Annotated in this window: 25 protein-coding genes; 11 read left to right on the forward strand and 14 right to left on the reverse strand. The window is 61.7% G+C overall.

The window, feature by feature from the left end; genetic code table 11:
• Positions 1-19: 19 nt before the first annotated feature.
• From CLU92_RS07580 to mltG, 8 genes are all read right to left on the reverse strand, one after another.
• Positions 20-943 (reverse strand): methyltransferase domain-containing protein, encoded by a 924-nt coding sequence (locus CLU92_RS07580; protein ID WP_101481370.1) that lies wholly within the window; start codon positions 941-943, stop codon positions 20-22.
• A gap of 253 nt (positions 944-1,196) precedes the next feature.
• Complete coding sequence (locus CLU92_RS07585; protein ID WP_101481371.1) at positions 1,197-1,847, reverse strand: ankyrin repeat domain-containing protein; 651 nt, start codon at positions 1,845-1,847, stop codon at positions 1,197-1,199.
• A 16-nt stretch (positions 1,848-1,863) separates the two neighbouring features.
• A complete protein-coding gene (locus CLU92_RS07590) occupies positions 1,864-2,643 on the reverse strand; it encodes a TatD family hydrolase (RefSeq protein ID WP_101484552.1) in 780 nt (259 codons plus the stop codon).
• A 78-nt stretch (positions 2,644-2,721) separates the two neighbouring features.
• Positions 2,722-3,354: a carbonic anhydrase gene (locus CLU92_RS07595; RefSeq protein ID WP_101481372.1), complete on the reverse strand. Its 633-nt coding sequence runs from the start codon at positions 3,352-3,354 to the stop codon at positions 2,722-2,724.
• A 57-nt stretch (positions 3,355-3,411) separates the two neighbouring features.
• A complete protein-coding gene (locus tag CLU92_RS07600) occupies positions 3,412-3,798 on the reverse strand; it encodes a VOC family protein (protein ID WP_101481373.1) in 387 nt (128 codons plus the stop codon).
• Positions 3,799-4,036: 238 nt separating this feature from the next.
• Positions 4,037-5,065 (reverse strand): DNA polymerase III subunit delta', encoded by a 1,029-nt coding sequence (locus CLU92_RS07605; protein ID WP_101481374.1) that lies wholly within the window; start codon positions 5,063-5,065, stop codon positions 4,037-4,039.
• Between the two features lie 16 nt (positions 5,066-5,081).
• Positions 5,082-5,723 carry a dTMP kinase gene (gene tmk, locus CLU92_RS07610; protein WP_101481375.1) on the reverse strand — a complete coding sequence of 214 codons (642 nt, stop codon included), beginning with the start codon at positions 5,721-5,723 and terminating at the stop codon, positions 5,082-5,084.
• Positions 5,724-5,749: 26 nt separating this feature from the next.
• Positions 5,750-6,736: an endolytic transglycosylase MltG gene (gene mltG / locus CLU92_RS07615; RefSeq protein ID WP_101481376.1), complete on the reverse strand. Its 987-nt coding sequence runs from the start codon at positions 6,734-6,736 to the stop codon at positions 5,750-5,752.
• A 176-nt stretch (positions 6,737-6,912) separates the two neighbouring features.
• On the opposite strand from mltG, the gene CLU92_RS07620 reads away from it, so the two are divergent.
• From CLU92_RS07620 to CLU92_RS07660, 9 genes are all read left to right on the forward strand, one after another.
• Entirely contained in the window at positions 6,913-8,043 is a 1,131-nt protein-coding gene (locus CLU92_RS07620; protein ID WP_101481377.1) for a folate-binding protein YgfZ, read from the forward strand.
• A gap of 7 nt (positions 8,044-8,050) precedes the next feature.
• A complete protein-coding gene (locus tag CLU92_RS07625) occupies positions 8,051-8,341 on the forward strand; it encodes a DUF4936 family protein (RefSeq protein ID WP_101481378.1) in 291 nt (96 codons plus the stop codon).
• Positions 8,332-9,069 (forward strand): NRDE family protein, encoded by a 738-nt coding sequence (locus tag CLU92_RS07630; RefSeq protein ID WP_101481379.1) that lies wholly within the window; start codon positions 8,332-8,334, stop codon positions 9,067-9,069. Before CLU92_RS07625 ends, CLU92_RS07630 begins: the two co-directional genes overlap by 10 nt.
• Before the next feature lie 314 nt (positions 9,070-9,383).
• Positions 9,384-10,385, forward strand: coding sequence for a LacI family DNA-binding transcriptional regulator (locus tag CLU92_RS07635; protein ID WP_101481380.1), 1,002 nt, complete (start codon positions 9,384-9,386; stop codon positions 10,383-10,385).
• A 31-nt stretch (positions 10,386-10,416) separates the two neighbouring features.
• Positions 10,417-11,901 carry a xylulokinase gene (gene xylB / locus CLU92_RS07640; protein ID WP_218973486.1) on the forward strand — a complete coding sequence of 495 codons (1,485 nt, stop codon included), beginning with the start codon at positions 10,417-10,419 and terminating at the stop codon, positions 11,899-11,901.
• A 2-nt stretch (positions 11,902-11,903) separates the two neighbouring features.
• A complete protein-coding gene (gene tal, locus CLU92_RS07645; protein ID WP_101481382.1) occupies positions 11,904-12,854 on the forward strand; it encodes a transaldolase in 951 nt (316 codons plus the stop codon).
• 66 nt (positions 12,855-12,920) lie between these two features.
• Positions 12,921-13,856 carry an ABC transporter substrate-binding protein gene (locus tag CLU92_RS07650; RefSeq protein ID WP_101481383.1) on the forward strand — a complete coding sequence of 312 codons (936 nt, stop codon included), beginning with the start codon at positions 12,921-12,923 and terminating at the stop codon, positions 13,854-13,856.
• Between the two features lie 77 nt (positions 13,857-13,933).
• A complete protein-coding gene (locus CLU92_RS07655) occupies positions 13,934-15,433 on the forward strand; it encodes a sugar ABC transporter ATP-binding protein (protein WP_101481384.1) in 1,500 nt (499 codons plus the stop codon).
• Positions 15,434-15,469: 36 nt separating this feature from the next.
• Entirely contained in the window at positions 15,470-16,480 is a 1,011-nt protein-coding gene (locus CLU92_RS07660) for a ribose ABC transporter permease (protein WP_101481385.1), read from the forward strand.
• Between the two features lie 79 nt (positions 16,481-16,559).
• Here CLU92_RS07660 and CLU92_RS07665 read toward each other — a convergent pair whose 3' ends face one another.
• The 4 genes from CLU92_RS07665 to CLU92_RS07680 all read right to left on the reverse strand — a co-directional run bounded on the left by CLU92_RS07665 (position 16,560) and on the right by CLU92_RS07680 (position 19,708).
• Positions 16,560-16,988 carry a GNAT family N-acetyltransferase gene (locus CLU92_RS07665; RefSeq protein ID WP_101481386.1) on the reverse strand — a complete coding sequence of 143 codons (429 nt, stop codon included), beginning with the start codon at positions 16,986-16,988 and terminating at the stop codon, positions 16,560-16,562.
• Positions 16,989-17,048: 60 nt separating this feature from the next.
• Positions 17,049-18,044: an NADP-dependent oxidoreductase gene (locus CLU92_RS07670; RefSeq protein WP_373917611.1), complete on the reverse strand. Its 996-nt coding sequence runs from the start codon at positions 18,042-18,044 to the stop codon at positions 17,049-17,051.
• 56 nt (positions 18,045-18,100) lie between these two features.
• Complete coding sequence (locus tag CLU92_RS07675; RefSeq protein ID WP_101481388.1) at positions 18,101-18,403, reverse strand: Dabb family protein; 303 nt, start codon at positions 18,401-18,403, stop codon at positions 18,101-18,103.
• A gap of 126 nt (positions 18,404-18,529) precedes the next feature.
• A complete protein-coding gene (locus tag CLU92_RS07680; protein WP_101481389.1) occupies positions 18,530-19,708 on the reverse strand; it encodes an acetyl-CoA C-acyltransferase in 1,179 nt (392 codons plus the stop codon).
• A 232-nt stretch (positions 19,709-19,940) separates the two neighbouring features.
• Here CLU92_RS07680 and CLU92_RS07685 point away from each other — a divergent pair, with 232 nt between their 5' ends.
• On the forward strand, positions 19,941-21,641 hold the full coding sequence (locus tag CLU92_RS07685) for an MFS transporter (RefSeq protein ID WP_101481390.1): 1,701 nt from the start codon (positions 19,941-19,943) through the stop codon (positions 21,639-21,641).
• Positions 21,642-21,740: 99 nt separating this feature from the next.
• Here the strand turns inward: CLU92_RS07685 and CLU92_RS07690 are convergent, their stop codons facing one another.
• Positions 21,741-21,941, reverse strand: coding sequence for a hypothetical protein (locus tag CLU92_RS07690; protein ID WP_101481391.1), 201 nt, complete (start codon positions 21,939-21,941; stop codon positions 21,741-21,743).
• Between the two features lie 187 nt (positions 21,942-22,128).
• On the opposite strand from CLU92_RS07690, the gene CLU92_RS07695 reads away from it, so the two are divergent.
• Entirely contained in the window at positions 22,129-22,878 is a 750-nt protein-coding gene (locus CLU92_RS07695) for a nucleotidyltransferase domain-containing protein (protein WP_101484553.1), read from the forward strand.
• Here CLU92_RS07695 and CLU92_RS07700 read toward each other — a convergent pair.
• Positions 22,875-23,780 carry a LysR family transcriptional regulator gene (locus CLU92_RS07700; RefSeq protein ID WP_101481392.1) on the reverse strand — a complete coding sequence of 302 codons (906 nt, stop codon included), beginning with the start codon at positions 23,778-23,780 and terminating at the stop codon, positions 22,875-22,877. The two genes, CLU92_RS07695 and CLU92_RS07700, sit on opposite strands and share 4 nt — an antisense overlap.
• Positions 23,781-23,848 lie beyond the last annotated feature (68 nt).

Below are 23,848 nucleotides of genomic sequence, written 5' to 3' on the forward strand. Positions count from 1 at the left end.
GCCTTTAAATTAATGCAAATCAGGCATAGACAGCGTTCTGTGTCACTGGCTGCAGGTTCACATCATAGATTACCTGCGCGCGCATCGACGCTTCCAGCGAGGGTATCGAGCCGCCGGCGCGGTACTGGAAGCTCACTTGCAGCACGTCGCCCGCCTTCACGGCCAGCGGCGTGGCCAGCGGCAAGCACATGTAGTGGTTCAGCCAGTCGATGGTGGTCGAGCGCTCGGGCACCACGGCCAGGATGTTCTTGGTGACGAAACGCAAGGCGTTCAGTGTGCCGCTGCGTTCGACGACGAACTTGCCATCAAAGCCGAACACGCTGTCCGTCGGCTGGCTGAAGTCGATGATGCTGTACACGGACGGCGGCGCCAGTTCCTGCACACCCGGATGGATGGCCGTGGTTTCCTGGAATTGCACGATGGGCGCATAAAAACCCTCGAAATCGTATTCCTGCTGCATCGGCTGCACGGCCATGATGATGGCTTCGGGCAGGAAGATGGGCAGCGGGCCGCCAAAACGGGCCAGGTAGCGGCGCTTGAATGATTCGATCACTTCCACTTGCTTTTCGCGCAGCATGCCCACGTGTATCATTTCGCAGATGACAATGTCGACGGGTTCGGGCGGCAGATATTCGAAGGCGTCCGCGTGGACAACTTCCACTTTTTCACCGTTGGGATTGAGCGCCAGCATCTTGCGCGCTTCCTTGACCATGTCCGGATTGAACTCCACGCACCACACCTTGTCAGCGCGCGCAGCCGCAAACCACGACAGCACGCCCGTGCCGCCACCCAGTTCCAGCACCTTCATGCCGGGCTTCACCGCGTAATCGATCGCCGACTTGAACCCGTGCATGCGGTTCTGGTCCATCAACATATTGTGGTGGTAATGGACGGGGATAAATTGCCCCAGGTAACAACTCTCGATTTCTCGTTCATTCAGCATGTCTGTCCTCTTGGAGTCTGGCTCCGATGGCCGATCGGTTTTGTCATTCCAGAAAGCAGTGATATCGCACGGGCTGCGCGAGGGGCGGCGACAATACAGCCGGCGCCTGACGGTGATGTGATGGCCCATGCGACGATCTCCTGATTAATGCGACAGGATCATTATCGTTAATTGGCCGGGGGAACAAAGCGCTGAGGTGAGAGGCATTTCCATGCCAGTTTCAGCGCTGGCATGGAAAATATGACTAGAAAGATCACTTACGGGAGGCGCGCGCCTTCTGTGCCGCTTCGATGATGGCCACCACGCCGGGCTTGTCGCCCGCCTGGGCGAACTGCGCGGCCGTCCAGCCATGGTCGCTTTTCAGGCTGGCGTCCGCGCCCCAGGACAGCAGCAGCTTGACGGCACCTTCCTGCCCTTCGCGGGCGGCGAACATCAGCGGCGTGACGTTGGCAGGGGCGCGCGCATCGACCACGGCATCACGGTCCAGAAAAATCTTCATGATGGGCAAGTCGCCCGCCGAGGCCGCATAGTGGAGCGCCGTCCAGCCGCTCTGGTTGACCTTGGCGCCCTTGGCCAGCAAAGCTTGCACGGCGTCCAGCTTGTGCTTGTAGGCGGCCATCATCAGCGCCGTGTTGCCGTTGGCCGAGCGCGCTTCGATGTCGATGCCGGGCGTGTCGAGCAGCAGCTTGAATACCTTGTCCGCATCGTCGCGCAAGGCCAGCACGAGGGGAATGTCACCCCGCTGCGTATCAGGCTGATTCGGATTCATGCCTTCGTCCAGCATGCTGCGCACGCCGCTGGCGTTGTTGACGGACACGGCACGGAAGAAAGTGTCCGGGTCCGGCGCCGCCTGGCTGGCGGTGGCACAGCAGAGCAGCATCGCCAGGGCGAGTTTTTTCATCATGTCTAACCTTAAGAAGTTATGGCAACTGATTGAATAACTTGAAGAAATTATCCGTCGTCTGGCGCGCCACCTGCTCCAGGGGGATGCCTTTCAGGGTCGACAGATATTCGGCCACGTGGGCCACATAGCCGGGCTCATTCATGCGGCCGCGGAACGGTACGGGCGCCAGATACGGCGAATCCGTCTCGATCAGTATGCGTTCGAGCGGCACGTCCAAAGCCACGGCTTGCAAATCCTTCGCGCTCTTGAACGTGACGATGCCGGAAAACGAAATATAGAAACCCATGTCTATGGCGGCGCGAGCCACTTCCAGCGACTCCGTAAAGCAATGCATGACGCCGGCAACGCCGCCATCGGATACGCCCGCACCCTCTTCGCGCATGATGCGTATCGTGTCTGCACTGGCCGCCCGTGTGTGAATAATCAAGGGCTTACGGGTGATTCTTGAAGCTTTGATGTGCGTGCGAAAACGCTCGCGCTGCCATTCCAGGTCGCCCGTCAGGCGGAAATAGTCGAGACCCGTCTCGCCGATGGCGATGATCTTCGGGTGATCGGCCAGGCGCACCAGGTCTTCCACGGACGGTTCAGGCGTGTCCTCGTAGTCGGGATGCACGCCGACGGATGCGAAAATATGCGGATACTGCTCGGCCAGGGCCAGCACCTGTGGGAAGTCCGGCAAGTCGACGGACACGCACAGGGCGTGCGTCACCTTGTTCTCGGCCATCTTGGCGAGGATCTCGGGCATGCGAGCAGCCAGCTCGGGGAAATTGATATGGCAATGGGAATCGATATACATAAGGCGGGATTGTACCGGAGGGAGCAAAAAATGGCCGGGGAACAGCGCCTTCATCCCCTGCCATGGTGGTGCGGATGCTTACAGCTTCGAGGCAGGATGTTCCGCAAGCGGAACGAAGTGGCCGGTCGACTCGTCGAGCGCGTCAAGGGAACCGTTCTCGATGTCGTACACCCAGCCGTGCAGGGTCAGCCTGTTTTGCGCCATGGCCAGCGCCACCGAGGGATGGGTGCGCAGGTTATTGAGTTGCGCGACCACATTGGCGCGCACCATTCCGTCGATGCGCGACTGTTCCGTCGGATGCTCGACCGACTCGTTGATCATGCGTGCCGCATCGGCATGGTGCAGCCAGCTGCGCACGGCCGGCATATGGTCCAGGCAGGCACAGGTGGCAATCGCCTTCATCGCGCCGCAATCGGAATGGCCGCAAATAACGATGTCGCTCACGTTCAAGGCAGACACGGCAAATTCCACCGTGGCGCTTACGCCACCCGGTTCGGGGCCGTACGAGGGCACGATGTTGCCCGCGTTGCGAATCACGAAGAGCTCGCCTGGTTCGCGCTGCGTTACCAGTTCCGGCACCATGCGGCTGTCCGAGCAGGAAATGAACAGGGCCTTGGGGGTTTGTCCCGTGGCCAGCGTCTTGAACAACTCGCGGCGCTCGGGAAAAACCTCTTTTTGGAAGCGTAGAAATCCAGCAATAATGTCGCGCATAAATAAATAAAATGGTTGGCTGAGACGATATTATCGCTGATATGGCGCCTGAGTTCCCTATTGCCCCTCGGGTGGCTGCCACAGCTCCACCTTGTTACCCTCGGGATCGATGACCCAGCCGAACTGGCCGTATTGCGAGTCGGGCGCCTTGTCCAGCACCGTACAGCCCTCGTCGCGCAGCGCTTGCAGCAGCGCATCGAGGTCATCGACCCGGTAATTGATCATGAAGCCAGCCTTGCCCGGCGCGAATTGCTCGCTGTCCTGTGCCGCCACGGACCAGATGGTGGTGCCACCCGTGGGCTGGCCACTAGCATCCGTCCAGGTGAAGGCGGCCCCGCCCCAGGGCTGCACGTCCAGGCCCAGGTGGCGCTGGTACCAGGCGCGCAGCGCGGCCGGGTCTTGCGCGAGGAAGAAGATGCCACCGATGCCAGTGACGCGTTTCATGCACGCCTCCATTGCTGTCCTGTGCCTTGACTGTATCACCGCGGGGCTAGCGTGGCAAACGGCCATGGCGCGCCAGGCAAAAATATTATCAAGATGTATAGTAAACTGCCGCTGCGCAGCCATGGGGGTTGCGCGCGGAAACGTGGAGAGTGTTCATGCTGAAACCTGCGGCTAAATCATTCGCATCGTGCCAATAATTAAATAATCTGCATTAACTTGGTGACGCAAGCGCTTGATTTCATTGGCAACTTGAAGAGTAGTCGAGCAGCATGTCTTCCAGAAACAGCTTGGGCGACAAGGGGTGCTCGGCGATCGCCCTGCGCTCATTGGCTGCCTTGATGGCGGCCATCAAACGGCTGACGTTGATGCGTGCGGCCAGCGCTTCCAGCTCCCGCCTGTGGCGCGGATAGTAGCGGATAGTGCCGGACAATTTCACGGAAAACACATCGTACAGCCAGCGCTGCAAGGACGCCACCAGTGGCGCCAAAGGCGCCTTCTGCAGCTTGTCGGCCGCCTTCAGGGCAGCTTCCACGCCCGGATGGGCCAACACTTGCAGCAACTGTTCCGTTTCTTCGCGGCCACCCGACTCGGATTGGGCCAGCGCGGCCAGCGGCGCGCCGCCCTGCTCGCGCAGCCAGCTGTCCGCGTCATTCAAGCCTTGGGCCTTGAGCCAGGTCAAGGCCTGCTCGTGGCTGGGCATGGGCAAGGCGAACTTGCGGCAGCGTGACAAGATCGTCGGCAGCAAACGGTCCAGGCTGTTCGATGCCAGCAGGAACAAGGTACCCGGCGGAGGCTCCTCCAGCGTCTTCAGCAAGGCATTCGAGGCGGGCGTATTGAGCGCCTCGGCCGGGTACAGCACCACCACGCGCAAGCCTTGGCGATGCGTGGAAATGTTCATGAAGTCGGCCAGGTTGCGGATCTGCTCGATCTTGATGTCTTTCGACGGCGTCTTGGTCTTGGCGCTCTTCTTCGCGCCTTCGCCCTCTTCGCCGTCGTCGGCCACCTCGTCTTCCAGCGCTTCCGGACGGACCCTGCGGTAATCCGGATGGTTGCCCTGGCTAAACCAGCCGCACGAAGCGCACGCGCCGCAGGCATGACCGTTTGCGCGTACGTCTTCGCACAGCAAGGCCTGCGCGAAATGCTCGATGAAATCTGCCTTGCCGATGCCTTGCGCGCCATGGAACAAAATGGCGTGCGGCATGCGCGGGCGCAGCGCTTGCAATTGCTGCCAGGCGTCCTGCTGCCAGGGATAGAGAGAACTTGTCATATCATCTTCTTTTAAATCAGCGTGTTACAGCACTTTGCTCAAGCAGAACATCAAGCAGCTGTGCGAGCTGTACTTGAATGTCAGCGATGCTTTGCGTGGAATCGATGATGCGGAAGCGTTCAGGGAACTGGGCGGCGCGGCGCAGATACTCGTTGCGCGTGGCGGCGAAGAAATCCGATCGCTCCTGTTCGAACTTGTCGAGCGAGCGCGTGGCGTCCAGGCGGGCACGGGCCACGGCCAGCGGCACGTCGAACAAAAACGTCAGGTCCGGCTGCAGGTGGGGATGCACCCACGCTTCCAGCGCTTCCATCTTGCGCAAGTCCATGCCCCTGCCGCCACCCTGGTAGGCAAAGCTGGCATCGGTAAAACGGTCGGAAATGACCCACTCGCCCCGCTCCAGGGCAGGCGCGATGACTTGCGCGATGTGTTCGCGGCGGCTGGCGAACATCAGCAAGGCTTCCGTTTCCAAATGCATTTTTTCATGCAACAGCAGTTCGCGCAGCTTTTCGCCCAGGCCGGTGCCGCCCGGTTCGCGCGACGACACGAGGCTTACGCCCCGCTGCTGCAAATAGTCGGTAACAAAGCCGATATGCGTCGACTTGCCCGCGCCATCGATGCCTTCGAAGGTGATGAAGCGGGGTTGATGGTGTTGTGTCATGAAACTTCTTACTTAATCAGGTGAAATTACCGCTGGTACTGGTTCACGGCGCGGTTATGGTCGGGCAAGTTGGCCGAGAACTGACTGGTGCCGTCGCCGCGCGCCACGAAATACAGCGCCTGCGTGCGGGCCGGCGCCAGCGCCGCCGTCAGCGATTGCGCGCCAGCCAGCGCGATCGGCGTGGGCGGCAAGCCGCCGCGCGTGTAGGTATTGTACGGGGTGTCCGCTTCCAGGTCGCGTTTGCGGATCTTGCCCTGGTAGTTGTCGCCCATGCCATAGATTACGGTCGGGTCCGTCTGAAGCAGCATGCCGGTCTTCAGGCGGTTGACGAAGACGCCGGCGATCATGGCACGTTCGGACTTTTGTCCCGTTTCCTTTTCCACGATGGAAGCCATGATCAGCGCCTCGTACGGGTTTTTATAGGGCAAGGCGGGATCGCGCTTGAACCACGCCTCGGACAAACGACCTATCATGGCCGTGTGCGCCTGCTTGAAAATCTGCATTTCGCTGGCGCCCTTGGCAAACAGATAGGTATCCGGGAAGAACAGGCCTTCCGGCAGCACAAATTCGGGACTGATTTTCGCCATCAACTCCTTGTCGGACAGGCCCACGGTATCGTGCTTGAGGCCGGGATGACTGGCCATCGCCTGGCGCATCTGCTTGAAAGTCCAGCCTTCGATGATGGTCAGCGATTCTTGCGCGAATTCACCGCGCGCCAGCTGCGTGATCAGACGCTGCGGTGTCGTGCCAGGCTTCAGCTCGTAGGAACCGGCCTTGATCTTCGAGGTCTTGCCTTCGATACGCGCCAGCAAGTTGAACAGGATGGGCACGATGGGCACGCCCGCGTCCGCAATCTGCTGGCCGGCCGCATGCGCGCCACTGCCCGGCATGATCGTAAACGGGATCGCTTCGCCTTCCGTGGTGATGGGTTGCTGCGCCCAGTACACAAAAGTACCCCCGGCGCCGATGGCGGCGATGAGCGAACTGACTACAAGTTTTTTAAAGAAAGCCATTGTTCCGATTCTTGTGATGCGGGCGCTACCGGGCAGCGCGCGCTTGTTATGATCGTTCATTTGTGAAGCAAGTACGCGCAAAGCGGCGCCAACACTGGCATTCTTGCCGCTGCCGACGCAATCTGCGCGACATCACTATAATGAACCCGTAATGATAATGCTTAATCGCTGATCTAATGGAAATTATGAATAACTGGAATCAATTTTTAACTGCACAAGGCGCCCGCCCCGTTGTCATCGATGGCGCGCCTGACAGCACCGCTCTTGTCACCAGCGTCGCCACCAACGTCTACCCCATCGCCGATTTTGGCCAGTCCCTGACAGTGTCCCAGCTGCAAGAAGGTTTTGTCGCGGCCATCACGGACCAGGGCTTGATCGGCTTGACCGGCGACGAGGCAGCCAGTTTCCTGCACGGCCAGCTGACCAACGATGTGGAACACCTGGACCGGGAGCAAGTGCGCCTGGCCGGCTATTGCACGCCCAAGGGCAGGATGCTTGCCAGTTTCCTGATGTGGCGCAATGCCACCACCATTTATCTGCAATTGCCGCGCGCCATACAGCCAGCCATCCAGAAGCGCTTGCAAATGTTCGTGCTGCGCGCCAAGGCCAAGCTGCACGATGCGTCCTTTGATGAAGCGAACCAGGTCATCCTGGGCCTGGGTGGACTAAAGGCCAGCGCCACCCTGTCCGCCTGCTTCCCCGTACTGCCCGCCACGCCGTTCAGCAAAGTGGACCACACTCTGGGCACCCTGCTGCGCGTGGCCGATGCCTTTGGCAGCGCCCGCTATGAATGGCTGACGTCCGCCGCCACGGCGCGCGAGCTGTGGCCACAGTTGACCGAACAACTGGCCAAGGGCGGTAATGACGCCTGGCAATTGTCGGAAATCCATGCGGGCATCCCGCAGATCACGGCCTCCACGCAAGAGCAATTCGTGCCGCAAATGGTCAATTTCGAGCTGCTGGGCGGCGTCAATTTCAAGAAAGGCTGCTACCCGGGCCAGGAAATCGTCGCGCGCAGCCAGTATCTGGGCAAGCTCAAGCGCCGTACCACCCTCGTCAGCATCGCTGACGCAGCGGCAGTGGCCGGTGGCGAACTGTTCGCCACCAGCGACCCGGACCAGCCTTGCGGCATGCTCGTCAACGCCGCGCCCAACGGTGCCGGCGGCATCGACGCCCTCGTTGAAATGAAGTTGGGGGCGATAGCGGAAGGTTCAAGCGCAGCCGGCGCCGTGCGCTACGGTTCGGCCCTGGGCGCTCACGTGCAGTTCCTGCCCATGCCTTACGTGCTCGACGCACTCGACTTGTGAGAATGCCATGAAAGATTTGTACATTTATTATCAGGTCAAGGAAGAGCACGCCCAGGCGCTGGAAGCGCGGGTCCGCTCCTTGCAGGCAAAGCTGGCGGCCGCCTCCGGCGTGTCGCCGCAACTCAAGCGCCGTCCGGAAGTGAAGGACGGCTTGCAGACGTGGATGGAAATCTATCCCGTCGTCGGCGAAGGTTTCGCCGAACTGCTGGCCGCAGCCGCCGACGAGGCGGGCTTGCTGGCCCTGACGGCAGGCGCGCGCCATACGGAAGTGTTCATGGATTTGCCTCCATGTGCCTGATCGTTTTTGCCTGGAAAGTCAATCCGCACATCCCGCTGATTGCCGCCGCCAACCGCGACGAATTCTATGAACGCGCCAGCGCCCCCGCCGGCGCCTGGCCCGAGCACCCGCAAGTGTATGCGGGCCGCGATCTGCAGGCGGGCGGCAGCTGGATGGGCATCACGCAGGCCGGCAGCGGCAGTTCGCGCTTTGCCGCCATCACCAATATCCGCAGTCCGCAAGACCGCAACCCGGACGCCCCCTCGCGCGGCGCCCTGGTGGCCGACTATCTGGCCGGAAATATGTCACCGCAAGACTACATCGCGCAAATCCGCCCCGGATGCAAAGCCTACAACGGTTTCAATCTGGTACTGGGCGACGCGCATACGCTGATCTGGTTTTCCAACCGGGGCGATGGCGATGCACGCAATGGCCAACCGTTGGAACCGGGCATCTACGGCTTGTCGAACGCCCTGCTGGACGCGCCGTGGCCGAAAGTCTTGAAGACCAAAGCCCAGTTTGCCAGCCTGCTGTGCCAGGGCGCGCCCGACGACGCGTATTTCGACATGCTGGCCGATACCACGCGCGCGCCCGACTTCCGCTTGCCGGACACTGGCGTACCGCTCGACCTTGAGCGCGTGCTGTCCGCCGTCTGCATCGAAACGCCGGGCTATGGCACGCGCACTTCCACCGTCGTGAAACTGTTCCCGGATTCCCCCGGCGAATTGCATGAGCTGGTGATTCAATAACGCAACCTTGCCATCTTGATGAGGCGCAGGTCGGGATAGGTCGGGTTAGCGCGCAAGCGCGTAAGCCGACACCACCACCACACTCAACCAACATCACCGCCATCCCAGGCGTCGGATTACGCGCGCCTGCGGCGCGCTAATCCGACCGACGCACGCTTCTCCTTGTCTTCATCGAAAAGCCACTCGGCATGCGTCCGCACAAAAAAGAAAGCGCTTGCGCAAGCGCTTTCTTTTGTTTACGATAGATTCAAACGCGGCGACACAGCCGCACCCAATCGCAGTACACAATAATAAAAAAACCATCAGGAGACACCATGGCCACCATGGAAGATGTAGCGCGGGCGGCGGACGTATCGCTGTCGACCGTCTCTCACGTAGTCAACGGCACCCGCAAGGTCAGCCCGAAAACCGTCGCCGCCGTCAACGCGGCCATGCAGCAGATCGGCTATGTGCCGAACATGCTGGCGCGCGCCCTGGCCGGCTCCTCGTCGGGCACCATCGGCGTGGCCATTTCCGCCTTCACCAATCATTACTTCAGCGAAACCGTGCGCGCCATCGAGGCGGCCTGCACGCGCCACGGCTTGATGATGCTGTTTTCCGACACGCATGACGATCCCGAACAGGAACTCAAAGTGGTGCAGAACTTGCACCAGCGCCGGGTCGACGGCATCGTACTGGCGCCCTCGGGCGATCCGCACAACCGCGCACTCGACTATTTGACCAGCAACAAGATCGCTTCCGTGCTGGTCGACCGCATGTCGCCACAACCGTTCGACCAGGTGGGCGTGGAAAACACCGAGGCGACGGCCCAGCTGGTCAGCCACCTGATCCTGGCCCACGGCCACCGCCGCATCGGTTTCATTGCCGGCGCGCCCGGCCTGTCCACGACGGACGAGCGTATCGCAGGCTACCGCCTGGCCTTGCAGCGCGCCAATATCGACTTTGACGCAGAGCTGCTGCGCTCGGGCGACTCGAACCTGGAGCGCAGCGGCACGGCCACTCTGGAACTGCTGGCACTGTCAAAGCGGCCCACGGCCATCGTGGCCGGCAATAACCTGATGACCATCGGCACCATGCACGCCTTGCGTGACGCCCACATTGCGGTACCGCAAGACGTCGCGCTGGCCGGCTTCGATGATTTCGACTGGGCCGATTATTTCAGCCCCCGCCTGACCGTGATGGCGCAGCCGCTCGAAGAGCTGGGCGCCATGGCCGTCGACCTGTTGATCGACCGCATCGCCAACCCGGGCCGCGCCCAGTATGTGCAGCGCTTGTCGCCGGCCCTGCGCGTGCGCAATTCCTGCGGCTGCCCCTGACCTTTTACAGTAATCCAATATGCATCCAGCGATTTCCCTCGGTATCGACCTCGGTACCTCCGAACTGAAAACCGTGCTGATGGACAGCACAGGCAGCGTGCGCGGCCAGGCTTCCGTCCGCCTGGACGTGAGCCGCCCGCAGCCGGGCTGGTCCGAACAAGCGCCGCAGGATTGGTGGGCCGCCTGTGTCAACGCGCTGGGCCAGCTGCGCGCCGGCTGGCCGCAGGAATACGCGCGCATCGTTTGCATCGGCCTGTCGGGCCAGATGCATGGCGCCGTGCTGCTCGACCTTGACGATGCCGTGATCCGTCCCGCCATCCTGTGGAACGATGCGCGCGCCGAGGCCGAAGCGGCCGCCCTGGCGCGCGACTTTCCCGCCTACGCGGACGTGACGGGCAGCCTGCCCATGGCGGGCCTGACGGCGCCAAAACTGCTGTGGCTGCAAACGCACGAGCCTGACGCTTTCGCCGCCATCGCCTGCCTGCTGTCGCCAAAAGACTATTTGCGTCTGCGTTTGACGGGGATCAAACTGACGGACATGTCCGACGCGGCCGGCACCCTGTGGCTGGACGAGGCCAAGCGCGCCTGGTACGCCCCCATGCTGGCCGCCTGCGGCCTGGCGCCGGAACAGATGCCGGCCCTGGCTGAAGGCGATGCCGCGACCGGCACCGTGCTGGCCGCCATCGCCGACCAGCTGGGCTTGCCCATGGACGTGGTGGTGGCGGGTGGCGGCGGCGACAATCCTGTCTCGGCCGTCGGCATCGGCGCCGTCAACGGCGGCGACAGTTTTATTTCGCTGGGCACCAGCGCCGCCATCGTTTCCGTCACCGAAGCGCCTTTGGGCAACCCGGCCGGCGGCGTGCACAGCTTTTGCCACGCCCTGCCCGGTCGCTGGTACGCCATGGGGGCGATTTTGTCCGGCGCCAGCTGCTTGCGCTGGGCGACTGGCGTGCTGGGCCAGCCCGACGAGGCAGCCTTGCTGGCGCTGGTGGAAGCGGGCTTGCCGCTCGACACAGCTGTCGCGCCATCCGCACCGCTGTTCCTGCCCTACCTGTCGGGCGAGCGCACGCCGCATAATGACCCGCAGGTGCGCGGCGCCTTTTTGCAGCTGGGCCACGACAGCACGCCGGCCCAGCTCGGTTATGCCGTGCTCGAAGGCGTGGCCTTTGCCTTGCGCGATGCCATGGCGGCAGTGACATCGACGGGCGCCGTCGTTCCCCACTGCATGCTGGTGGGCGGCGGCGCGCGCAGCCAGTACTGGGCGCAATTGCTGGCCAATGTGCTGGGACGCGAAATGCGCACCCTGCACAACAGCGAACTGTCGGCCAGCCTGGGCGCGGCCAAGCTGGGCTTTGCCGCCATCGGCGACACCAGCCTGCTGGCGCAGGGCTTGCCCATCAAAAACACTTTCCTGCCCGATGCCGCGCACAGCGCAGCCTTGAGCATCCGCTACGGTCGCTACCGTAGCCTGTTTCCCGCCGTGCAAGCCTTGCACCAACTCAGTGATAAGGAATAGTAATGAATCAGCTGCAACAATTGAAGCAAACCAGTACCGTCGTCGCCGACACGGGTGACTTTTTGCAATTGGCCCGTTTCGCGCCACAAGACGCGACCACCAACCCGTCGCTGATCCTGAAAGCTGTGCTGCAGCCCGATTACGCGCCCTTGCTGGAAAGCACGGTTGCCGCGCATAAATCCGCCTCGCTGGACGATATCGTCGACCAGGTGCTGGTGCGCTTCGGCCTGGAAATTTTGAAAGTGGTGCCGGGCCGCGTGTCGACGGAAGTCGATGCCCGCTTGAGCTTTGACCGCGCAGCCACCGTGGCCCGGGCGCGCCGCCTGATCGCCCTGTACGAACAAGCGGGCGTCCAGCGCGAGCGCGTGCTGATCAAGATCGCCGCCACCTGGGAAGGCATCCAGGCGGCCCGTGAACTGGAAAAAGATGGCATCTTTTGCAACCTGACCCTGCTGTTTGCATTTTGCCAGGCCGTCGCCTGCGCCGACGCGAAAGTGCGCCTGATTTCGCCGTTCGTGGGCCGCATCTACGACTGGCACAAGAAATCCCTGGGCGCGGCATGGGACGAAGCGGCGCGCAGCCTGTCCAACGATCCAGGTGTACAGTCGGTCACGCGCATCTTCAATTACTACAAACAACATGGCATCGCCACGCAAGTGATGGGCGCCAGCTTCCGCAACGTGGGACAGATCACGGCCCTGTCCGGCTGCGACTTGCTGACCATCAGCCCAGACCTGCTGGCCAAGCTGGAAGCGTCCAACGCACCATTCGAGCGCGCGCTGGGCGGCGACTTGGGCGCGGCGCAGCCGGCCATCACGTATGACGAAGCGGCTTTCCGCTACGCCTTGAACGACGATGCGATGGCGACCGAAAAGCTGGCCGAAGGCATCCGCGGCTTTGCCGTCGATGCGGGCAAGCTGGACGCCATGATCGAAAAGTTACGCAATCAATAACGCATGCAATCAGTTTTCACCCGTAGCACCAGTCGCTTTTCACAATAAAAACTCTTGGAGATCTTCATGAAAAAAGTCATTACCGCCACCCTGCTGCTGTCCGCCGCCTGCGGCGCCTTCGCTGCCGATAAACCGCTGAAATCCATCGGCGTGAGCGTGGGCGACCTGGCCAACCCGTTTTTTGTCGCCATCGGGCGTGGCGCGGAAGAAAGCGCGAAAAAGCTGGGCGGCCCTGGCGTGAAAGTCACCACTGTTTCCAGCAAGTATGACCTGAACACCCAGGTGGACCAGATTGAAAACTTTATTGCCAACAAAACCGACATCATCATCCTGAATGCCGTCGATTCCAAGGGCATCGCCCCGGCCATCAAGAAAGCACGCAATGCGGGTGTGGTCGTGATCGCCGTCGACGTGGGCGCCGTGGGCGCTTCGGCCACCGTGATGTCCGACAACACCATGGCGGGCGACGTGTCGTGCGCCTACCTGGCCAAGCAGATCGGCGGCAAGGGCAATGTCGTGATCCTCAACGGCCCGCCGGTCACGTCCGTGATCGACCGCGTCAACGGCTGCAAGAAAACCCTGGCCGCGTTCAAGGATATCAAGATCCTGTCCGACAACCAGAACGCGGGCGGCAGCCGCGACGGCGGCATGACCGTGATGTCGAATTTGCTGACGGCCTATCCGAAGATCGACGGCGTATTCGCCATCAATGACCCGACGGGCATCGGCGCCGAACTGGCGATCAAGCAATCGAAGCGCACGGACGTGAAACTGATCACGGCCGTCGATGGCGCGCCCGATGGCCAGAACGCCCTGAAGAACAAGGCCGGCCTGTTTGCCGCCACCTCGGCGCAAAACCCCTACCGCATGGCCACGGACGCCGTGCAGATGGGCTACGACATCATGAATGGCCGCACGCCGAAGCAAACCATGGTGCTGTTGCCGACCCCGGCCATCACCAAGGAAAACGTCGCCACCTACGCGGGCTGGGTAAAGAACTGATCTGCCTGACCTGAACCACGAGGCGCCGCCAGCTTGCGGGCAGGCGGCGCCAGTTTCACAAGCAAGGAAGGACAGTCATGAGCGACGATATTATTTTTGAAATGCGCGGCATCGAGAAGCGCTTTGGCGCCACGCGCGCGCTGCGCGGCGTGCACCTGACGGTGCGCAGCGGCGAAATCCATGCCGTGATGGGCGAAAACGGCGCCGGCAAGAGCACCCTGATGAAGATTTTGTCCGGCGTGTACACCCCCGATGCGGGCGAAATCATTCTCGACGGCAAGCCGATCAAGATCCGTAATCCGGGCGAGGCGCGCGCGCTGGGCATTAACCTGATTTACCAGGAATTGAGCGTGGCCAAGAACATGACGGTGGCGCAGAACGTCTTCATGGGCAGCGAACCGCAAGGACCGTTCTGGACCGTCAAGGGCGGCGAAATGCGCGCGCGCACCAACGCCATCCTGGCCGACCTCGGTTCCCGCTTCGACGCGGACACCATGGTGTCGACCCTGTCGATCGCCGAGCAGCAGCAGGTGGAAATCGCCCGCGCCCTCGTGCATGAAAGCCGCATCCTGATCATGGACGAGCCCACTGCCGCCCTGTCCGACCGGGAAACCGAACAATTGTTCCGCATCATCGAAGAACAGCGCGACAAGGGCCTGGCCGTGCTCTACATCAGCCACCGCATGGCCGAGGTGGAGCGCCTGGCGCGCCGCATCACGGTGCTGCGCGACGGCGCCTATGTGGGCGAGCTGGGCAAGGATGAACTGGATCAAAAGAAAGTCGTGCAAATGATGGTGGGGCGCCCCGCCGACGACTTTTATTCGCACCAGCGCCGCACCACGCGTGGCGCCGAGCGCCTGCGCGTGGAAAGCGTGGGCGGTGGCAAGGTCAAGCCCGCCTCGTTTGCCCTGCATGCGGGCGAAGTGACGGGCCTGGCCGGCCTGGTCGGCGCGGGCCGCACGGAACTGGCGCGTTTGATCTTTGGCGCTGACAAGAAGCAATCGGGGCAAGTGTGGCTCGACGGCCAGGAAGTACATATCCACCGGCCGCTGACGGCGATACGCCACGGCATCGGCTACCTGCCGGAAGACCGCAAGAGCCTGGGCTTGTTCATGCAATTGTCGGCCATGGAAAACATGTCGATGAATATTCTTGCTAAGCATTCCACGGCGGGCGTGGTGAACCGTGGCGCCCTGACCCAGCTCACGCGCGAGGCGATCGCCAACCTCAACGTCAAGGTCTCGGGACCGGACGGCATCGTGGGGGGATTATCCGGCGGCAACCAGCAGAAAGTCTTGCTGGCACGGTGGCTGGCCATCGCGCCGAAAGTGCTCATCCTCGACGAGCCGACGCGGGGCGTGGACGTGGGCGCGAAGAGCGAAATTTACAAGATCATCCACCAGTTGGCGGATGCGGGTACGGCCGTACTGTGCATTTCCAGCGAACTGGCCGAGCTGGTCGGCATTTGCGACCGCGTGATGGTGATGTGCGAAGGACGTTTGACGGGCGAAGTGACGGGCGACGACATCACGCAGGAAAACATCCTCGCCTATGCCACGCAGCTGGAAGCGGCGTAAGAGTACGCAATAGAATAATCATTCAGGAGATTGACCATGACAACGACTACCACCAGCGGCGCCCCGCGCGCCGGCGAACCCTTCAATGCCTCGAACCTGATGCGCCGCCTGGGCATGCTGCCCGTGCTGGTCGTGCTGTACCTGGCCATGTACGGCCTGACCGTATATTTCTCGGCCGACGGCACGTCGACCTTTATGACCAGCAATAACACCATGAACATCTTCCGCCAGGTGTCGATCAATATCGTGCTGGCGTCTGGCATGACTTTCGTCATTCTCACCAGCGGCATTGATTTATCGGTCGGCTCCGTGCTGGCCGTCTCGGCTGTGGCAGGCATGCTGATGTCGCTGTCGGCGCAGTTTGCCGGCTTCTCGATTCCCACCTTCCTCATCGTCGGCCTGCTGCTGGGCGCGCTGAATGGCGTGCTGGTGGCCCTCGTCGGCCTGAACCCCTTCGTCGTGACTTTGGGCACCATGACGGCCCTGCGCGGCGCCGCCTATCTGCTGGCCGACGGCACCAGCGTGCTGAACACGGAAATCCCAAGCTTCGAATGGATGGGCAACGGCAGCTTCCTGGCCGTGCCCTGGCTGATCTGGCTGGCCGCGGCCGTCGTGCTGCTGACCTGGTTTATCCTGCGCAAGACGACGCTGGGCCTGCATATCTACGCCGTCGGCGGCAATATCCAGGCGGCCCGTTTGACGGGCATCAAGGTAGGCCTCGTGCTGATGTTTGTCTACACGATCAGCGGCCTGTTCGCTGGCCTGGGCGGCGCCATGTCGGCCAGCCGTCTGTATGCGGCCAACGGCAACTGGGGCACCGGCTATGAGCTGGACGCCATCGCGGCCGTCGTGCTGGGCGGCACCAGCCTGATGGGCGGCGTGGGTTCCGTCTGGGGCACCGTCATCGGCGCCCTGATCATCGGCGTGATGAACAATGGCTTGACGATTCTGGGACTGTCGTCGTTCTGGCAGTATGTGGCGAAAGGTGTCGTGATCGTGCTGGCGGTGATTCTGGATAAATGGCGCCAGTCGCACGCGCAGAATTAAAGTCCGGGGTCAGACCCGATGGGGAATGTGTCCCGATGGGACGCATTCCGATCGCGAAGCGACTGACCCCAGCATTACTTCACTTAAACTCCAGTCGCATCTCCACATGCGCAATCCCCGCCTCTTCAAATACCTCCCCCTGCTGCACGAAACCGTGGCGCGCATAGAATGGCGCGGCCACGGTTTGCGCATTCAGCACCACCGCTGCATCGCCCCGTTCGCGGGCCTTTTGCATCAGCAAGCTCAAAATGGCGCCGCCCACGCCCGTACCACGGCCCGGCTGGCGCACGGCCATGCGGCCGATGTGGCCGTCTGGCAATAGCCTGCCCGTGCCGATGGCGTTGCCGGAGCCGTCATAGGCAACGGCGTGCAGGCAGACGGCGTCCATGTCGTCGAGTTCGATCTCGGCCGGCACTTTCTGTTCATCAACGAAAACTTCAAAACGAATGGCGGTGGCGTCAAGGCCCAGGGTGGCCCAGTCGCCGAGGCGGATGGTGTGCTTGGTCATGGTAGGTGCTAATGTAAGACGGGACGCAATTGTCGCACGGCCCGCCTTGAGGGAAGAAGGTCAGTCCAGCTTCACCAGCTGCTTGCCGAAGTTACGCCCTTTCAACAGGCCGATGAAGGCGTCGGGCGCGCTGGCCAGGCCATCGGCCACGGATTCGCGGAATTTCAGTTTGCCCGTCGCCACCAAGGCACCCAGTTCAGTCAAGCCCTGCGGCCAGAATTCCGCTTGCTCCGAAACGATAAAGCCGCGCATCGTCAGGCGGTTGGTGAGGATGAAGCGCGCATTGTCAATTGGCGTCGGCTCGCCGTTGTAGCCAGCGATCCAGCCACATAGGGCTACGCGGCCAAAGGCGTTGGTGCGCGCCAGGGCCGCGTCAAACATGGCGCCGCCCACGTTTTCAAAGATGGCGTCGATGCCGTCCGGTGTAGCCGCCGCCAGGTCGACTGCCAGCTTGCCCGCCTTGTAGTCGACACAGGCGTCGAAACCCAGTTCCTTGACGACATATGCGCATTTCTCCGCCCCGCCAGCGATGCCCACGACCCTGCAGCCTTTCAATTTGGCCAGCTGGCCCACGACGCTGCCCACGGCGCCACTGGCCGCCGACACGACGACGGTTTCGCCCGCTTTCGGCGCCATGATCTGGTTCAAGCCATACCACGCCGTCATGCCGGGCATGCCGACGGAACCCAGGTAGGCCGAGGCGGGAATATGCGTCGTGTCGACCTTGCGCAGCATCGTGCCGTCCGATACAGCCACTTCCGTCCAGCCCAGGGTACCGACAACCGTGTCGCCCACGGCGAACTTCGGATGCTTCGATTCGAGCACCACGCCCACCGTGCCGCCTATCATGGTTTCATCGAGCGCCTGCGGCGCCGCATAGCTTTTATTCGCACTCATGCGTCCGCGCATGTACGGGTCGAGCGACAGATACTGGTTGCGCACCAGCAGCTGGCCCTCCGTGATGGCGGGAATCTCTGCCGTTTCCAGGCGGAAGTTATCCGGCTGGACTTCAGCCGTGGGGCGCGAGGCGAGGACGATGCGTTGGTAGGTGGTCATGATGCTCCTTGACGATTGGTAGAGTCAGCGGAAGGCCGAAGTCTGTTGCGTAACGACTAAATCTCATAATCCATGCATTGCCGTGCTTCCCGCACAGCCCAAACAAACGGCTTGATTTTGACGTGCTCGGGATGGTTCTGGTAGGCATCGAGCGCTGCGCGGCTGGCGAACTCACTGTAGAGCACGATGTCATAGGTGGCTTCCAGGCCCGGCTGGGCCACGGCTACCTCGAATTTCAAGATGCCTGGCACCAGGTCGGCGCAGGAATCGAGCAAGGCTTTCAGTTTCAAGGCATTCGTGGCGCGGTCGGCACCTTCGGCGTGGTCTAACAGTTTCCAGAAAACGATGTGCTTGATCATGGTGGCAGGCTGCTTGTTTATAAACGAAGCATTACTGTAACCGCTATCGGCCCGGCTTGCAGGAACAGGGCAGGCAATGCAAACGGGCGGCCCTGGAAGCCGCCCGCAGACTGGGTTTTATCTACATTACAGCACTTCGAACAGGCCGGCCGCGCCCTGCCCGCCGCCGATGCACATCGTGACGACCACGTATTTGACGCCGCGGCGCTTGCCCTCGATCAAGGCGTGGCCCGTCAGACGCGCACCCGACACGCCGTACGGGTGGCCGACGGCGATCGCCCCGCCATTGACGTTCAGGCGGTCCATGGGGATGCCCAGAGTGTCGGCGCAATACAGCACTTGTACGGCAAATGCTTCATTAAGTTCCCACAAGCCGATGTCGGCCACCGTCAAGCCCGCCTTTTTCAGCAGTTTCGGAATGGCAAACACGGGACCGATGCCCATTTCATCGGGTTCGCAGCCGGCCACGGCAAAACCGCGGAAGATGCCCAGCGGCTGCAAGCCTTTTGCTTCGGCCACTTTCGCATTCATGACGATGGCCATCGAGGCGCCGTCGGAAAACTGGCTGGCGTTGCCTGCGCTGATGACGCCGCCCGGCATGGCGGAACGGATCTTCGCGACGCCTTCATAGGTCGTGTCGGCGCGGATGCCTTCATCGCTGGAAATCGTCACCTCGCGCGACACCAGCATGCCGCTGGCCTTGTCAGCCACGCCCATGATGGTGGTCATCGGCACGATTTCCGCGTCGAACAGGCCGGCCGCCTGGGCCGCGGTGGCGCGCTGCTGGCTTTGCGCGCCATACACATCCTGGCGCTCGCGCGAAATCTGGTAGCGCTTGGCCACGGTTTCGGCCGTCTGCAGCATGGGCCAGTACACTTCCGGCTTGTGCTGCTGCAGCCAGACATCGCGGTACATATGCGTATTCATTTCATTTTGCACGCAGGAAATCGATTCCACACCGCCCGCCGCATAGATATCGCCTTCGCCGGCGATGATGCGTTGCGCCGCCAGGGCGATGGCCTGCAAGCCCGACGAGCAGAAACGGTTGACGGTCATGCCGGCCGTAGTGACGGGGCAGCCGCCGCGCAAGGCGACCTGGCGCGCGATGTTACCTCCCGTGGCGCCCTCCGGGAAGGCGCAGCCGACCAGCACGTCTTCCACTTCCTCCGCCTCGATGCGCGCGCGCTCGACGGCAGCGGCCAGCACGTGGCCGCCCAGGGTGGCGCCGTGCGTCATGTTGAACGCGCCCTTCCAGGACTTGGCCAGGCCCGTGCGGGCGGTCGATACGATGACGGCTTCATTCATGCTGTGTCTCCTTGTGGGAATGTTATTGGTCAATGATGGTATCTGAGCAAGCAGAATAGCACATTTAAGTACGGTCGTTCGCAAAGTTATGGCGAGCGCCAATATGTAAGCTTCGTGTAAGTTTCAAGCAAGCATGACGTAAGTTTCAGAGAACACACTCGCCCCAAGCTGTTGCAAGAATGGTCAAAAAGACCTCGGCAGCAGTTCACTATAAAACATAGGGAGACAAACCATGGCAACACCATCCGGCTCGGCCGACGTACGGAAATTTTCCACAAAGGGAACGCCGATCACGCCTGAAGAACGCAAGGTCATCTTTGCGTCTTCGCTCGGCACCGTCTTTGAGTGGTACGATTTTTATCTGTACGGTTCGCTCGCTTCCATCATCGCCAAGCAATTTTTCATCGGCGACCCCACCACCACCTTCATTTTCGCCCTGCTGGCCTTTGCCGCCGGCTTCATCGTGCGTCCCTTCGGCGCGCTGGTCTTCGGCCGCCTGGGCGACATGATCGGACGCAAGTACACCTTCCTGATCACCATTTTGATCATGGGCGGCTCCACCTTCATCGTCGGCTTGCTGCCGGGCCATGCTTCCATCGGCATCGCCGCGCCGATCATCCTCGTCATCCTGCGCATCCTGCAAGGCCTTGCACTGGGCGGCGAATACGGCGGCGCAGCCACCTATGTGGCCGAGCACGCGCCTGAAGGCAAGCGCGGCGCGTTCACGGCGTGGATACAAACGACGGCTACCCTGGGCTTCTTCCTGTCGCTGATGGTCATCTTGGGCACCCGCCTGGCGACCGGCGAGAAGGATTTCGAAGCATGGGGCTGGCGCATTCCCTTCCTGGTCTCCGTCATCCTGCTGGGTATTTCCGTGTGGATCCGCCTGGCCATGAATGAATCGCCAGCGTTTTCCAAGATGAAAGCCGAGGGCAAGACCTCGAAAGCACCACTGACGGAAGCATTCGGCAAGTGGAAAAACCTGAAGATCGTCATCCTGGCCCTGATCGGCCTGACCGCTGGCCAGGCCGTCGTCTGGTACACGGGCCAGTTCTACGCCCTGTTCTTCATGATCCAGACCCTGAAAGTGGACCTGGCAACGGCCAACGTTTTGGTCGCCGTCGCCCTGCTGCTGGCCACGCCGTTCTTCCTGTTCTTCGGCAGCCTGTCCGACCGCATCGGCCGCAAGTACATCATCCTCGGCGGCTGCCTGATCGCCGCGGCGACCTACTTCCCGATCTTCAACGGCCTGACCCACTTCGCCAATCCGCAGCTGGAAGCGGCACTGAAGAACTCGCCAGTGGTGGTGGTGGCAGATCCGGCCTCTTGCCACTTCCAGTTCAACCTGACGGGCCAGAAGAAGTTCCCATCGTCGTGTGACATCGCCACGGCTTTCCTGTCGAACAGCTCGGTGAACTACACGAAAGAAGATGCACCGGCCGGCAGCGTGGCAAAAGTGCGCATAGGTGCCAAGGAATTAACCTCGTTTAACGCCGTCATGACGGCCGATGGCTTGAATTTCGATGCGGACAGCAAAGCCAAGGAAGCCGCGTTCAAGAAAGAAATCGGCGCCGGCATCAAGGAAGCGGGCTATCCGGCCAAAGCGGACCCTGACCAGATCAACAAGCCGATGGTCGTATTGCTGCTGTTCATCCTGGTACTGTACGTGACCATGGTGTATGGCCCGATCGCCGCCATGCTGGTGGAAATGTTCCCGACCCGTATCCGTTACACCTCGATGTCCCTGCCCTACCATATCGGTAACGGCTGGTTCGGCGGTTTGCTGCCGACCACGGCCTTCGCGCTGGTGGCCTTCAAGGGCGATATCTATTACGGCTTGTGGTACCCGATCGTCATCGCCCTGGCGACGGTGGTCATCGGCACCCTGTTCGTCAAGGAAACGAAGGATAACAATATCTACGCCGACGATTGATACGATCCAGCCCCGGCCGCAATGCCGGGGTCTGCAAAGCAAAACGCCGCTGACTGGTCAGCGGCGTTTGTTTTTTATGCGGCGTATGCGGCGGCAAGCTTAGTTGTCGTTCTTCTTTTTCAGCTGGTCGCGCTGCTGCACGTATTCCTGGTAGCTGGTCTGGTTGCGCTTGCGGCAGGCATTGCGGTCGTCAAAGTTATTGAGGCTGTTGCAATACTCACCGATCTTGTCCCGGTTCGCGTCATACAAGACTTCACAGCCAGTCATGGCCAGCAAGAAGGGAACGATCAAATATTTCATTGCTACTCTCATGGATAGGGACGAAATTGCGCGTAAAAACACCAGATTGCCCACTTGATAAGCGAGCAAGCTTTATCTTAACGCGATCCCGGAGGAAAGTACAAGCGCTCGGTATTACTGAATGGAAAGGATTTCCGGCGCGCCGCATGCTATGGTAGAAGTTTATTCCACCGTACTCGCGCCAGGCATGCCGACCATTGCTCCCTCCCCCTGCGGCCCATTGCAGCGCCATTTCGACGCCTTGCTGCAGGACGTCTGCGCCAGCGTGGCGATGCAAGCCGGTAACTTGCTCGATAGCATATATCTGTATGGCAGCGTCGCTCGCGGCGACGCCACGCCGGGCGTATCCGACCTCGACCTCACCCTGGTGCTGCGCCATCCTCCCACGCAGCAGCAGACCGACGCGCTGGAAGCGCTGCGCCTGGCCTTGCAGGCGCGCCACCCGGAAGTACTGAAAATCGATTTCGATATCGGCCAGCGGGCCCAGGTGCTGGCACCGGAGCACCTGTACAGCTGGGGTTACTGGCTCAAGCACCAGTGCCGCTGCCTGTGGGGCGATGACCTGGCGTCGCACTTTGCGCCGTTCGCGCCTTCGCGCGCCATCGCCCTGGCCGTGAATGGCGACTTTGTTCGCGTGCTGGACGATTATGCGCAGCGCCTTGATGACGAGCGAGACCCTGTCGCCATCGTCCGCCTGCAGCGCGAAGCGTCGCGCAAGCTGATCCGTTCCTGCAACATCGTGCGCCAGGATGACGATCCCTGCTGGCCTGGCAGCCTCGATGACCATGTCGCGCTGCTGCTACGGCATTACCCCGCCATGCAAGCGCAAATGGCCTATTTCCTTGCCCAGGCCAGGCCCGGTGCCGTGCCAGCCCGCGGTTTTACGCCAGCGCTGCGCCAGTTCACACAGTGGCTGGAGCAGCAACAGGCGAGCTAAACGCCCCACTCCTCATTCAACAATGGATTGCCGGCCGCAAACGCCGCCAAGTGTTCCAGCAGCACACGCACGCGGGCCGGCAGGTAGCGCCGCTGCGTCCACACGGCATACACGTGGCGCGGCTGAGGCATCCAGTCGGGCAAGACGCGCACCAGGCTGCCACTGGCCACTTCGTCGCGGCATTGCAGCAGCGGACACAGCAGGATACCGATGCCCGCGTCAGCCATCTCCACGGCCAGGCGCATCTCGTTGACACGCAGGCGCGCCTGCGGTTCGATTACCATTTCGGCGCCGTCGCCAGGCCGCCGCAAGCGCCAGCTGCGCAGCGGCTCGGCCACGATCAGCTCGTGTCGCGCCAGTTCCTGCAAGTCGCGCGGCACGCCGGCGCGCGCCAGATAGCCGGGCGCGGCCACCATGACCAGCGCGGCGCTGCCCAGGCGGCGCTGCATCAGCGAAGAATCGTCGAGCGCGCCCACGCGGATGGCCAGGTCGGCGCCGCTGCCCACCAGGTCTTGCAGCAGGTTCGACAGTTCCAGTTCCAGGCGGATGTCCGGATACTTCTGCATGAAACTGACCCAGGCCGGCGTCAGCAAGCCGCTGGCGAAGTTGACGGGCGCCAGCACGCGGATGCTGCCCGAGACGGCCGACAGGCTGGCGTCGAGCTGCTGCGTCGCTTGCCGCAAGGCATGCACCAGGGGACGGCATTGCTCGTAGTATTGCCAGCCTTCCGCCGTCGGCTGCAGGCGGCGCGCGCTGCGGTTGAGCAAGCGGTAGCCCAGCTGGCTTTCCAGCTTTTGCAGCCGGCGCGTGACGGTCGCGGCGGGCAAGTCTTCCTTGACGGCCGCCGCATGCAGGCTGCCTGCCTCAACGATGGCGACAAACAGGGCGAGATCATCTAACATGATTTCATTTTCGGAATTTGAAATTAAAAATTTGGCTCTAGTATAGATTGCTGCAAGTCGTTACGCTG

The sequence above is a fragment of the Janthinobacterium sp. 61 genome (assembly GCF_002846335.1).
In the GTDB taxonomy this organism is placed as follows: domain Bacteria; phylum Pseudomonadota; class Gammaproteobacteria; order Burkholderiales; family Burkholderiaceae_D; genus Janthinobacterium.